Origin of the sequence: Aneurinibacillus soli, from assembly GCF_002355375.1 — a bacterium.
Classification (GTDB): domain Bacteria; phylum Bacillota; class Bacilli; order Aneurinibacillales; family Aneurinibacillaceae; genus Aneurinibacillus; species Aneurinibacillus soli.
This window is the reverse complement of record NZ_AP017312.1, coordinates 3,499,159-3,511,918: the sequence shown is the minus strand read 5'-3', so window position 1 is coordinate 3,511,918 and position 12,760 is coordinate 3,499,159. Positions and strand designations below refer to the sequence as shown.

The following is a 12,760-nucleotide window of genomic DNA, read 5'->3' as shown; positions in this document are numbered from 1 at the left end:
AAGCCCCCGGAAGAAGACGATCTTCGGGGGCTTCTTTTTATCGGTTGCGAATGCCGTTCAATAAAATATCAACGGCTAGGCGAATGTCGTCTTCCGTGTTCATTGACTCGGTACTACTCGTGAACATGTGGCTGAACAACACGTAGCCGAACAATGTGGAAAAGACAGCGCGTGTTATCGCATGAACGGGAAGATCACGGAATTCACCAGATTCAATGCGTGCTCGGACGAAGGAATCTCCCAGACTACGCCCCTGCCACGTAATGTTCTGGATCAGCGCGTCCATAATTTCCGGGTGAAACCATGCTTCCTGCACAATGATTCGCATGCGCGGCCAATTGGCTTCGATTATATCTAGCCGATTCTTGTATAGCCTGTGAAGCGTTTCATCAGCGGCCAGATCCTCCTGGATGATGCGCTGTACGTCTTTAAGCAGAAGCGGGGAGGCGAATTTGATCATCATCGGTGCAATAAGGGCATACAGTAAGTCTTTTTTTGTTTTAAAATGGCGGAAAATGGTGCCCTCTGCGACCTCGGCATCCCGGGCAATTTCGCTTGTTGAGCTGCCATGGAACCCTTTTTCGGCAAAGATTTTGATCGCAGATTCGAGAATGCGACGCTGTTTGTCCGTCATCTCTTCTTCATCTTTTAAGGAATCAAGCATATTTTTGATCGCTTCATCAAATAGGGGGGAAGGAATTTTATCCATATGAGGTTCCTCCATTAATCAATTTTCTTGCGGAATTTGATAATCGCAAGGAAGCAAAATAAAGTAGCAAATCCTGCCAGCATAGCGGTCTGATGCCACAACTCCTGTATCGTGACTGCTTTCAGGAAAATCCCACGTAAAATATCCATAAAATAAGTAAGTGGAATGACTGCACTAAACAATTGTAGCACAGTAGGCATTGTCTCAAGTGGGAACATGAAGCCTGACAATAATACAGCTGGCAAAATGGTTGCAAACGAAAGCTGCATCGCTTGCATTTGTGTTTTGGAGACCGTAGATATTAAAATGCCGATCGCGAGTGACGTAATAAGAAACAACAAACTTAACAGGATCAGAAGCAGTATACTTCCTTTCACCGGAACGCTAAACCAGGCTACGCCGGTAATGAGTACGATGCTAAATGAGAACAGGCCGATAAAGACATACGGCACGAGCTTCCCAATGATTAGTTCAGCGGAGCGAATGGGGGTAACCATGAGTTGTTCGAGTGTTCCTCGTTCTTTCTCGCGTACAAGGGAAAATGCCGTCAGGATAACCGTGACATTCTGCATAATGAGCCCGATGAGCGCCGGGATATTAAACACCCTGCTTTTCATATCCGGATTGTATAGAACACGGGTTTCGGCTGTAATCAAAGGCTCAATCTTTCCCATTCCCTGTGCAGCAAGTGTATCCTGCTGCAAATCGAGTGCTCGATTCTGAACAATCATTTGCGCGTTGGCAAGTGCGGTGCGCGCTGCTCCTGGGTCACTGCCATCTAATACGACCTGAATAGACGTCTTTTGTCCCATATCAAGTCGATAGCTGTAATCAGCTGGAATGACGATGCCGACTTTTATTTTATTTGTGTCCATAAGAGCTTGCATTTCTTTATAGCTTTCTACGGTATATACGGTATCAAAATAAAGCGTATTAGTGAAATTTTGTAACAGTACCCGGCTGTCTTTTGACTTGGCCTGATCCCAGACAGCGGTTGGCAAGTGGTCGACATCCGTATTCACGGCATAGCCAAAAATAAGTAGCATCATAAGTGGCATCATGATAGCAATAACCATACTTGCTCGGTCTCTGCGGATTTGTAGAATTTCTTTCCGTACGATCGCTTTGAAGCGAAGCAGGCTAAACCGTTCACTATGTGATCTAGACACGGGACTGATCCTCCCCGTACAGTAAATTTTTCTCCTGTGATTCTACCAGTTGGATGAATACATCTTCGAGTGTGGCAGTCGCATGCTGTTCTTTCAATTGATGAGGAGTACCGGATACGAGCAGTTTCCCGAAAAAAATAAAATGAATTAAATCGCATGTTTCTGCTTCATCCATATAATGTGTACTTACAAGAACGGTGGTACCTTCGCGGGCAAGGTTGTGGATGACTTCCCAGAAAATCCGGCGGGAGACTGGATCAACGCCTGCGGTTGGCTCATCGAGAATGAGCAGTTCTGGCTCATGAATCAAGGCGCAGGAAAGGGCTAATCGTTGCTTCCAGCCGCCGGATAGTGAGCCAGCTGCCTGTTTTTCCCGACCGGTTAACCCGGCCATTGCAATGAGTTCCTGCTTGCGCTCCTTTGATTCGGCAGCAGACAGCCCGTAGATGCTTGCATAAAAATCAAGATTTTCTCCGACACTTAATTCTTCATATAGACTAAATTTTTGCGACATGTAGCCAATTCGGTGTTTAATGGTTTCTGATTCGGTAAGAATATCGTAGCCGAGTACCTGACCCGACCCGGATGTAGGAGAAAGAATCCCGCTTATCATGCGAATGACGGTTGATTTGCCAGAGCCGTTCGGGCCAAGGAAGCCGACGATTTTCCCTTTGGGTACGGTCATAGATACTTGATCGACAACGGTACGTTTGCCGAATGTTTTGGTCAAGTTCTGGCAGGAGATTACGCATGTATCATCCATCACTTACCACCTGCCTTGTTTTCGGTAAGGGTAACATCTGCCGGCATACCTGGTTTTACCTGATCCAATCCTTCTGTAAGCCGGATGGTGACAGCAAATACGATCTTCGTGCGTTCCTCCGGTGTCTGAACATTTTTCGGCGTGAATTCTCCTTTGCTCGCGATTTTGGTTATGTTACCGGCAAACGTGCGATCTGGATAGGCATCGACTTTGATTTGAGCAGTCTGACCGAGCTTGACCCGGTTTAATTCTGCTTCGGGCACGTAGATGACGACTTCAAGACGGTTTGCTTGCAGCAACGTATACAAGGTAGCACCTGGCTTGATGACTTCTCCTTTATGGAAATGTTGGCGAATAATGATCCCGCTCTCGGGTGCGGTAATTGTTTTTTTGTTTTTCTGGAGTACCATCTGCTCAAGTAAGCTTTCTGTCTGTTCTTTTTGGGCGAGCAGACCTTGCACCGTATAGTTGGTGTCTCCGGTGCGCAGCAGATCAAGGTTTGCCTGGGCTGCTTTTTCTGCTGCTGCAGAGGAATCACGAGCCGCACGAGCCGCTTCCACTTCTTGCTGTGCCTGATTGATCTGGGCATCAACGGTATAGCCCTGTTGAATCAAGTCATTCACAACTTCTTGTGCCTGATTGACGGCTTCCTGTAATGTATCCACTTCCTGACGGGAGGAGGCACCGGCTTCAAGCAGTGACTGTGCTCGCTTGAGACGATTCTGCTGATAGACAACGGTACTGCGTGCGCTTTCAAGAAGCTTGCTGAGTTCCGCTTTTTTTGCTTGCAAGATTTTCAGTTGTGCAGCGGTTGCGTTTTGTTTAGCGACTGCTTGTCCGGTTGTGGCATGTGCCTGTTCCACTCGGGCGAACGCTTCGTTTATTTTTTCTGGTCTCGTTCCGGCACCGGATTCATCCAGCTTTGCCTGGACGATGGCAACGGCTGCTTTTGCTTCCTTGATACGGAGTTGTTCATCGCGATCATCCAGGCGGGCGAGAATGTCGTTTTCTTTTACAGACTGACCTTCCTCGGCTGTTGTTTTGATGAGAATCCCGCCTGCTTCGCTCTGTACGAGTCGTTCCTGTCCTTCGATCGTTCCACTATAGACATGTACTTGTTCAGTTGGCTGACAGCCGAGCAGTGGGAGTAGGCAAAGAAAGATAGAGCATGCTTTTTGAATAGGTTTCATTAATTTCACTCCTTTCAAAATGAGTGATTACTCACTATTATTTTAGGTGGATACGTATAGTTTGTAAATAAGAGAAATCGAAAACGCTCATACTATGTAGAAAGGCATAAAGGAGCGGATGAAGCATGGTGTGGAAGAAGACAATTTTCATTTTGATTGACTCGTTTATGCCACATGTATTCGAGGAGGCAGAGGCACAGCAAAAAGTGCCAGCACTGTCTTTTCTGAAGGCGAACGGTGCATACTGGAATGATTGCGTCACCGTGTTCCCAACCATGTCAGCAAATATAGATGCTTCCTTGATGACGGGGACGTATCCAGACGAGCACTACGTTCCTGGATTGGTCTGGTATGATCGGGATAAGCAGCGAGTAGTGAATTATATTAATGGGGGAAAGGCAGTCTGGCGCCTTGGTACACGTAAATGTGCGCAGGATGTGCTAGTAAGCCTGAATGAGCAGCACCTAAGCCGGGATGTGAAGACGATATTTGAAGAGGCGGCCCGCCATCATCGTACAAGCGCGTCTTTGAATTTTAGCATTCACCGTGGACCTGTTCGCTATTCGGTGCAGAAACCCGGCTTGATGAAGCTCGCACTGCTTGGTACAAAATTTGATAGCGTCACAGGGCCGGAGCTGGCACTGCAAGGGCGCTTTTTTCATTCAAATGGACTACGAGCTCGCTTTGGTCAGTGGAACGCTAGTGTGTTTAAGAAATATGGAATCAATGATTCATTTGTGACCGATATGGCGATTCGGTTAGTTCAAGAAGGGCGTCTGCCTGCGCTAACAGTTGCATACATGCCAGATAATGACTATACGTATCATCGTCATCCTGATAAAGGTGTCGATATTTTGGCTCGGGCTGACCGCCAGATTGGACGTCTACTTGATGCGTTCGGTAGCTGGGAAGAAGCAGTGCGGCAGTGCCGGTTTATTATCACAGGCGATCATGGACAGACAAAGATCGGGGTGGAGAGGGAGGCGCTCATTGCGGTTTTGGACTCACTCATTGGCATGCGGGCATCGTGTCCGGAGAAGGTGAACCCAGAACAAGATGATCTGGTGATTTGCAACAACGAGCGGATGTGCTTTTTATATCCACTCAAAGAAGGGGTACAGGAAGAGGTGATCAAGCGGCTTCTAGGTGAGTCGCGCATTGATGTGCTTGCCTGGAAAGAAGGAGCTGGCGTCCGCGTGGGGCGGGGCGAGCGAGCACTGTTTTTTACTCGCGGGGGTCAGGTGCGGGACGTGTATGGCGTACGTTGGACGATTGACGGAGATCTCACTTTGCTTGATGGATCTCTTGCCGAGAAGGAAGGAAAACAGATTGTGCATTTCGGACAGTATCCGGATGCATTCTCCAGGTTGTATGGGGCACTTTATGCACGAGATGGACAGGTAATTGCCATTACGGCGCAGCCAGGTGCCGAGTTTTACACACCGAGCGATCCGACTCATCAGGGCGGGGCAAGCCACGGTTCTTTGCATCACACCGATTCGCTTGTGCCGCTTATCATTACGGGAGAGACAAAGGCTGCTTTTGCGCATCCTCGCCTGGTTGACCTGAAATCGTACATGCTTGGATGCTTGCACAGCGAGGGCTATTAAGAATATAGTCACCTACGCTATAATAAGAAAAGTGTGAAAAACTATGTGCAAGCAGAGGAGTGGCAGAGGATGAGCAAACGAATCGGGTTCATCGGCCTGGGCAACATGGGAAGTCCGATGGCGATAAATCTCCATAAAGCAGGATTTGACGTAACCGTATACAACCGGACGGCAGATAAAGCAAAGGTGCTGGGCGAGCAAGGATTGCAGGTAGCGGAGTCGCTTGAAGACGCAGTGCGAGAAAAAGATGTAGTCATTACAATGCTATCTAATGATGAAGCGGTTGAGCAGATGATTGTGGGAGATGGCGGTGTTCTTGATTATATGGAAGCACCGACTATTCTCGTCGATATGAGCACCATTTCCCCGGATACATCTTGCACATTAGCAGAAGCGGCTCGCGAGATGGGGATTACGATGGTGGACGCTCCTGTGTCCGGCAGTACGAATGCGGCGGAGAGTGCCGGGCTTGTGATTCTATATGGTGGTCCGCGAGATGTATTTGACGAACTTGCGGAGATGTTTGCTGCGATGGGCAAAGCCTCGCTGTATTTTGGAGAAAACGGAAGCGGTTCGAAGGCGAAGCTTGTGATTAACTTGCTTCTCGGCATGACTATGCAGGGAATCTCAGAATCGCTTGTGCTGGCAGAAAAGTTCGGACTTGAACGTACAACAGTGCTTGATATGATGCAGCAGGCGGCGGTGTCGTCTCCGTTCCTTGGATTTAAGCGACCGTCGCTTGAGACGGAAGCGTATCCGGCTGCTTTTGCACTCAAGCATATGCATAAAGACCTTGGTCTTGTATTAGAGCAGGCACGCCATAACGGTAGCATCTTGCCAGCCACAGCAGCGGCGTATCAAAGCTATACGGCTGCGATGAATCATGGCTTAGACGAGCAGGATATGGCAGTGGTGTTTGCCGAGTTGCTTAATCAGTCGGGTGTGTCGAAAAAATAAGAAGAAGCTGCCCTAAAAGCCAGAACATGGCGAATCAGGGCAGCTTCGTTTTGTTGTAGAATCGAAAGTTTGTGGTGAGGGAGTGGGAGAAGGGAGGAGCCGTTCGCTTCGGTACGCTTGCAGAGAAGTGGTGACTGTCCGCTCCAGGAGCCCGACGAACGTGCCCGCAAAGAAAAGCCGATGATGTTGATTCGTCGAAGGATTGCGGGCAAAGGCTCGTTCGCCGTTCTCCCTCCGCTGAGTAGGCGCGTACAAAAGCTCTCTTGCCCCACTCCCCGCACAACGTTTCGATTTACAAAAAACATGCTACGTTAGAACGGATTTGCTCGGGCTGCAACTGGCTTTTTGAAGCTTGCTTCCTTGCTTTTTACCTACATAGCAAAGCTTATCCTCTTGATCATACGGGAAGGGTTTCTCCAAACTGTGTTAGGAGCGGGACCGGGTGGGGCAACGGAACGCCTGTACGCGACTTCCCAGCGGAAGGGGGCAGACGAACGTGCTTTTGCCCACAATGCTTCTTCAGAAATACATCGTGGGCGTTCTTTTGTGGGCGAGTTCGGTTGGCACCTGGAGCGGACAGTCCTAGCTTCTCTGTAAGCGTACCGAAGTGACGAGGCCACGCCCGATCCCGCTCCTCCACCACACTTTGGAGAAAACTTTCACAAATTGCAATTGATTTGTCATAATTTTTTCCGCATATATCCTTTACGAATGAGAATCCATCTCATATAATAGAAGTAGAGATAAATGAAAATCAATATCATTACTTCGATATAAAGAAGAAGTACCGTAAGAGGGGGAATGCGGAATGTGGTTATCGGAAATCGAACCAGGTAGTAAAGTGAAAATTACGGACATTACCAAAGTGACAGAGGTGGTGCGCCGTCGCCTGCTTGATATGGGGATTATGGAAGGAACAGTAGTTTGCATGAAGCGATTGTTGCCATTCGGTGGACCGTGTGCACTTGAAGCAAGTGGACAGTGGGTCGGCATTCGTCGCCAGGAAGCTGGTCTGATTCAGGTGGAGGCCGTATGATTCACGTTGCGCTTGCCGGAAACCCGAATACAGGAAAGACATCACTGTTTAACATTCTGACTGGATCATACGAATATGTGGGGAACTGGACAGGTGTAACGGTTGAGAAGAAAGTTGGAACATTGCGGAACAAAAAGGGTGAGCTGGTTGACTTGCCGGGCATTTATTCGCTGAATCCCCTTTCGCGTGATGAGGGGGTAGCGACACAGTTTCTGATTGCAGAATCATTTACCTCGGTTCTTAATATTGTCGATGCGTCCCAGATTGAGCGCAATCTTTATTTAACAGTACAGCTTCTCGAATATGGGAAACCGGTTATTATCGGATTGAATATGATGGATGTAGCCCGTGGACGAGGTTTTATGATTAATGAAACTGAACTGTCGGCACGTCTTGGCGTCCCTGTGCTGCCGATTGTGGCGCGAACAGGAGCTGGATGTCAGGAACTCGGAGCAGAGCTTGCCCACACTGAGCATCAGCAGGCGCTTACGTTTGCGCTTGATTACGGTCCGGTACTCGAGCGTGCGATTAAGCGTCTGGTGGATATGATACCTGATGGGGTTACACTGCCGAAGCGCTGGCTTGCGATTCAGTTGTTTGAAGGGAATGCGCTAATTCGCGAGCTTCTCGAATCTCATATTACAGCAGAACAGCTTGCTCAATTACAGACTGATACGGAGCGGGATGTGTGTGCATCATCCTCTGATGCGCGTTCACTGCCGCATTATATCCGGCTTGTACGCGGGGCGTTTATCACCGGAGTAATGGAGGGTGCGGTAACCCGGACCCAAAACGAAACGTATACGTTATCCGAGCGTATTGATCACATTGTAACCAACCGGGTGCTTGGCATTCCGATTTTCCTGTTGTTTATGTTTTTGATGTTTAAATTAACGTTCGACTGGCTGGGCACCCCATTGTCCGATCAGATTGATGGATTTTTAAACGGTACATTTGCTGATATGCTTCGAAGTTCGTTACAAGCAGCGGGCGCATCTAATTTTATTCAGGCGGTTGTGCTCAACGGTATTGTGGCCGGTGTGGGTGGCGTGCTCGTATTTGTACCACAAATTTTTATTCTGTTCTTCTTGATTTCGTTTATTGAAGACTCCGGTTATATGGCACGTGTGGCAATGGTAATGGATCGGCTCATGCAAGCGATCGGTCTTAACGGTAAAGCATTCATCCCGATGATTATCGGCTTTGGCTGCAACGTACCAGGTGTTATGGCGGCCCGGACGATTGAGCAGCCGAAAGAGCGACTGTTAACGATTCTTTTGACACCGCTTATGTCGTGCTCGGCTCGTCTTCCCGTATACAGCTTGTTTGTTGGGATGTTTTTCGTACATAATCAGGCGCTGGTCGTGCTGTCGATGTATGTGCTGGGGGTTGTAGTAGCGCTTCTGCTTGCCAAGCTATTCTCGTCCACATTGTTGAAGCAAGAAGGCTCGATGTTTGTTGTTGAACTTCCACCGTACCGTTTTCCACAGTGGCGCACACTTCTGCGCAGTACGTGGGAGAAGGGCAAAGGCTTCGTGAAAAAAGCGGGTACGCTCATCTTCGGAGGATCGGTTGCGATCTGGTTCTTAAGCTATGCAGGGCCAGGCGGACTGAATGTAAACATGGATCATAGTTTTTTGGCGATGATTGGTGGGTTTTTGGCACCGTTATTTGCCCCGCTTGGGTTTGGAACATGGCAAGCGGGCGCATCGCTTATACCTGGATTCATGGCGAAAGAAGTTGTAGTTGCGACAATGAACATCATTTATGCAGCACCAGATGAAGGTTCGCTGCAGAAGATTTTGGCGACACATTTCACACCGCTTTCGGCCTACAGCTTTATGGCATTCATTCTGCTGTACGTACCGTGCTTGGCTACAGTCGGTGTTATTCGTAAAGAGACCGGGTCTGCACGTTGGACATGGTTCTCGATTGGCTACGCGCTTGTGATCGCATATATCATTGCACTTGTAATCTATCAGGGTGGCCGCTTGCTCGGTCTCCAGTAAGTGAGAAATGAGGGAGAGCTATGCTTATCAACATTATGATAGGGGCTGTGATTTTCGGTTATGCGGGCTGGTCCCTGTATCGATTTACCGTCAAAAGCAAGGAAGGAAAATGTGTCAGCTGCTCGTCAAAAAAAGGCTGCGCTCCTGCCTGCGATGAGAGTAAGCCGGCTGAAGTGACATTTTACACCCGTTACCGTGAGGAACATTCTTTGAAATAGCAGAAAAAAGCTGCATTTTCCCTTTTGGGGAGAAGGCAGCTTTTTTTGTAAGTGTAAGAAGGGTAGGCGGGCACGAGAAAATACAGTACAGTAGAAATAGTAAGTCATAAGGAAGGGGCGAAAAGTGGAAACAGCATGAATATAACACAGAAGCGATACAAAGGAATTATGATGATTGTCGTCGGAGCCGCTCTATGGGGCATATCGGGGACAGTGGCACAGCAATTATTTGCAAGCGAAGGGTTTCAGCCCGGCTGGCTTGTAACGGTGCGAATGATGGTAGCGGGTATATTGTTGCTTCTCTGGACTGCCGCGAAAAGTGGTCAGCAGGAGATATGGCAGATTTTCCGTCATACAGAAGATCGAGTACGCCTGTTTATTTTTGCTGTGGGCGGTATGGTAGGGGTACAGTATACATATTTTATGGCAGTTGGTACAGGAGATGCGGCAACCGCGACACTCTTGCAGTATCTGGGTCCGATATTTATTACGGTGTATGTAGCATGGAAATGCCGCCGCTTGCCGAATCGATGGGAAATCAGTGCGCTTGTGCTGGCACTTATAGGGGCATTTTTGCTTATTACAAATGGATCGTTTCAAGGGATATCGATTCCGGTTGATGCGTTTATCTGGGGAATTGTTTCAGCACTTGCAGCGGCATTCTATACAGTGTATCCGGTCCGCCTTCTGGGGAGATGGAATTCGGCAATTGTTGTGGGCTGGTCGATGGTACTTGGGAGCATGTGTCTTGCAACATTTAACCCATTGTGGGATGTAGCGGGACAGCACTGGACGCTTTTGTCTGCCTCGTATGTTGCGTTTGTGATACTATTTGGGACACTTGTGCCGTTCTATATGTTTATCGAAAGTTTACGTTATATTACATCGACAGAAGCGAGTGTGTTATCGAGTGCCGAGCCGCTTGCTGCAGTCATTGTAGCCTGTCTATGGCTGCATGTTGCCTTTGGTCTGTGGCAAGGAGTTGGGGGCTTATGTATTATCGCGACGGTAACGTTGTTGGCGATTAAGAAGCCGGTGGAAGATAGTGGAGAGGTACAGTCTTCTGGGGAAGCTAAAAGTGTGGCGTTATAATAGGGAGATATCACAAAAGCCAGAGCGGGGCGAACAGGACAGCTTTTCGTGATATCGACAACGTGTGGTGGTGAGGGAGCGGGAGAAGGAAGGAGCCGTTCGCTTCGGTACGCTTGCAAGGAAGTGGAGGCTGTCCGCTCCGAGAGCCCGACGAACTCGCCCGCAAAGAAAGGCCTGCGAAGTTGATTCACCGAAGGATTGCGGGCAAAGGCCCGTTCGCCGTCCTCCCTTCGCTGAGTAGGCGCGTACAGGCGCTCTCTTACTCCTTCCTTCTCCCGCTCCCCGCACAACGTTTCGGTTTACAAAAAACATGCGACGCCAGAACTGATTTGCTCGGGCCGCAACTTTAAAAAGGTTGCAATTCAACACTAAATGGAAGACCTTGTAGTTATAGAGGAACTCCTTGCTGCTTGGAGCACATCCAGTATATGGTTCCTGTTTCTGCTTTTTGAAAGCCAACTTTATACGCATTTGAATCAATAAATCCGCTTAGTGTACCGGGGATTTGTTCTAACCAACATATCTTCTTGAACGTTAACGGGAAATTATTTTGATTCGGGTTGAAGGTATGAAGGTACACGGCATCTGCTGTCGGCTCATTCTCATGTATACAAACCCATGTCTGATACTCTTTTTTATAGAATTTTAATTGGGAAAGAATTGTTTGAAACAATGCAAGAAGCGCTCTGCGGTGTTCTTTTTTATGCTTTACTCCCCGTATACTTACACCATTCCAATCAATATGAGTATGCCAAACGTCGTACCATGAATCTTCCTGTAGATAGAGTGAATAATGGTTGACTCTTTTCCAGAGATTTCGGTAATATCTTTTTTTTCCTCGGAATTTCTTCATAGGTTAGTTTTTATTATCCCTTCCAGTGATAGACTTGCGTCGGATTCTTCTCATTCTCGCGGGCTTTCAAGTAGTAGCCACGCGCATTCGGCTGGCGGAATTCGGGTGCGGCATTGTTCGTGATGGTGACTTTAGTGCCGATGGGAGCAATGCTGAACAGCTCTTCTACCTGGAAGTTGTGCAGCCGCACGCAGCCTTTGGATATTGCTTGTCCGATGGAAGCTGGATTGTTCGTGCCATGAATCGCATAGTCTGTATCACTTAGTACAAGTCCCCGTGTTCCGTATACTTTGCTTTGTGATAATGGCTCATTAACTTTCAGTTTAATGAAATACGTGCCAAGCGGCGTCCGGTTTTCCGCGCCGAGTCCGATGTAATAAGAGCGTACCGGAATCGTGCCTGTGTAGACAATCATGCGGAAGGACGATTGGTAGACTACTACTTCAAGCGGCATAAGTGGAAAGGTAGGCTCTCGCATGCCGCCGACACGAAACACCTCATCTAGTGTTTGCCACGCCTGTGTCGGATTGAATAGTTCTGGCCTGTATATCACCCCGGTCTCTTCGAGGGCAGGAACATTTCCATGAATAGAAGACTGAAACGGAATCTCGGACAGATAGTTATTCGGAAACGGCTCCGTTAGCTCAGTGAGAGAAGCGGGCAGCTTCTTGTTGTATAAATAATAGTTGTACAGCGCACTGCGCACCGAGAGCAGGCGTTCAAGCTGCAGACGTTGCTGCTCAAGCGCTTTTTTTAGGCGGCTGACTTCTGGATCAGACTCACACATACATGTCGGGTCAAAAAACTTCACAGGACCACCGGGCGGCGCGATATAGTATAAGGTCTCTGGCTGATGGAAAGGAATTGGCGTATATATCGGAATGTAGCGGACTTGCGGTACGGCTACAATAATCGGTTCCTCACCGGGCGGATAGTGTCTCTCCTTCTTATACATCTCAAGCTGCGCTTCTAGTTGTATATGTGTCAGTCCTGTCGGAACCGCGATTAGTTCATAAAATGGTTTGCGATCCGACGTGGGAGCAGCAGCGGGCTCAGCCGGAAGAAGTTGAAAATAAAAAAATAAAAACAGAATACTGATAATTTGAACAAGGCGTTTCATGGTTCCTCCTTACATACAAAAAAGGTACGCAATC

At 48.2% G+C, this 12,760-nt stretch carries 13 protein-coding genes; 6 read left to right on the top strand and 7 right to left on the bottom strand.

The features are described from left to right. Positions 1 to 37: 37 nt before the first annotated feature. The 4 genes from CB4_RS17745 to CB4_RS17730 are packed head-to-tail and all read right to left on the bottom strand — an operon-like array spanning position 38 to position 3,831. Positions 38 to 709 (bottom strand): TetR/AcrR family transcriptional regulator, encoded by a 672-nt coding sequence (locus tag CB4_RS17745; RefSeq protein WP_157738044.1) that lies wholly within the window; start codon positions 707 to 709, stop codon positions 38 to 40. Between the two features lie 14 nt (positions 710 to 723). Further along, positions 724 to 1,878: an ABC transporter permease gene (locus CB4_RS17740; protein ID WP_172890920.1), complete on the bottom strand. Its 1,155-nt coding sequence runs from the start codon at positions 1,876 to 1,878 to the stop codon at positions 724 to 726. Continuing rightward, a complete protein-coding gene (locus tag CB4_RS17735; protein WP_096467072.1) occupies positions 1,871 to 2,641 on the bottom strand; it encodes an ABC transporter ATP-binding protein in 771 nt (256 codons plus the stop codon). The genes CB4_RS17740 and CB4_RS17735 overlap by 8 nt, the downstream gene beginning before the upstream one ends. Further along, positions 2,641 to 3,831 carry an HlyD family secretion protein gene (locus CB4_RS17730; protein ID WP_096467071.1) on the bottom strand — a complete coding sequence of 397 codons (1,191 nt, stop codon included), beginning with the start codon at positions 3,829 to 3,831 and terminating at the stop codon, positions 2,641 to 2,643. Before CB4_RS17730 ends, CB4_RS17735 begins: the two co-directional genes overlap by 1 nt. 125 nt (positions 3,832 to 3,956) lie before the next feature. Between CB4_RS17730 and CB4_RS17725 the strand changes: the two genes are divergently transcribed. After that, on the top strand, positions 3,957 to 5,441 hold the full coding sequence (locus CB4_RS17725; RefSeq protein ID WP_096467070.1) for an alkaline phosphatase family protein: 1,485 nt from the start codon (positions 3,957 to 3,959) through the stop codon (positions 5,439 to 5,441). A 69-nt stretch (positions 5,442 to 5,510) separates the two neighbouring features. Then, on the top strand, positions 5,511 to 6,398 hold the full coding sequence (locus CB4_RS17720; protein ID WP_096467069.1) for an NAD(P)-dependent oxidoreductase: 888 nt from the start codon (positions 5,511 to 5,513) through the stop codon (positions 6,396 to 6,398). Between the two features lie 397 nt (positions 6,399 to 6,795). Here the strand turns inward: CB4_RS17720 and CB4_RS21735 are convergent, their stop codons facing one another. Then, positions 6,796 to 7,041: a hypothetical protein gene (locus CB4_RS21735; protein WP_146226632.1), complete on the bottom strand. Its 246-nt coding sequence runs from the start codon at positions 7,039 to 7,041 to the stop codon at positions 6,796 to 6,798. Positions 7,042 to 7,206: 165 nt separating this feature from the next. On the opposite strand from CB4_RS21735, the gene CB4_RS17715 reads away from it, so the two are divergent. The 4 genes from CB4_RS17715 (at position 7,207) to CB4_RS17700 (ending at position 10,753) form a co-directional block, all read left to right on the top strand. Further along, a complete protein-coding gene (locus tag CB4_RS17715) occupies positions 7,207 to 7,434 on the top strand; it encodes a FeoA family protein (protein ID WP_096467068.1) in 228 nt (75 codons plus the stop codon). Then, positions 7,431 to 9,443: a ferrous iron transport protein B gene (gene feoB / locus CB4_RS17710; RefSeq protein WP_096467067.1), complete on the top strand. Its 2,013-nt coding sequence runs from the start codon at positions 7,431 to 7,433 to the stop codon at positions 9,441 to 9,443. Before CB4_RS17715 ends, feoB begins: the two co-directional genes overlap by 4 nt. 20 nt (positions 9,444 to 9,463) lie before the next feature. Further along, positions 9,464 to 9,661, top strand: a complete 198-nt coding sequence (locus CB4_RS17705) for a FeoB-associated Cys-rich membrane protein (protein WP_096467066.1) — start codon at positions 9,464 to 9,466, stop codon at positions 9,659 to 9,661. A gap of 135 nt (positions 9,662 to 9,796) precedes the next feature. After that, a complete protein-coding gene (locus tag CB4_RS17700) occupies positions 9,797 to 10,753 on the top strand; it encodes a DMT family transporter (RefSeq protein ID WP_096467065.1) in 957 nt (318 codons plus the stop codon). 388 nt (positions 10,754 to 11,141) lie between these two features. Here the strand turns inward: CB4_RS17700 and CB4_RS21730 are convergent, their stop codons facing one another. Next, the gene (locus CB4_RS21730; RefSeq protein WP_096467064.1) at positions 11,142 to 11,606 is read right to left on the bottom strand and encodes a hypothetical protein; all 465 of its coding nucleotides are present in this window, start codon (positions 11,604 to 11,606) and stop codon (positions 11,142 to 11,144) included. 13 nt (positions 11,607 to 11,619) lie between these two features. Then, positions 11,620 to 12,726, bottom strand: a complete 1,107-nt coding sequence (locus tag CB4_RS17690) for a L,D-transpeptidase (protein ID WP_096467063.1) — start codon at positions 12,724 to 12,726, stop codon at positions 11,620 to 11,622. Positions 12,727 to 12,760 lie beyond the last annotated feature (34 nt).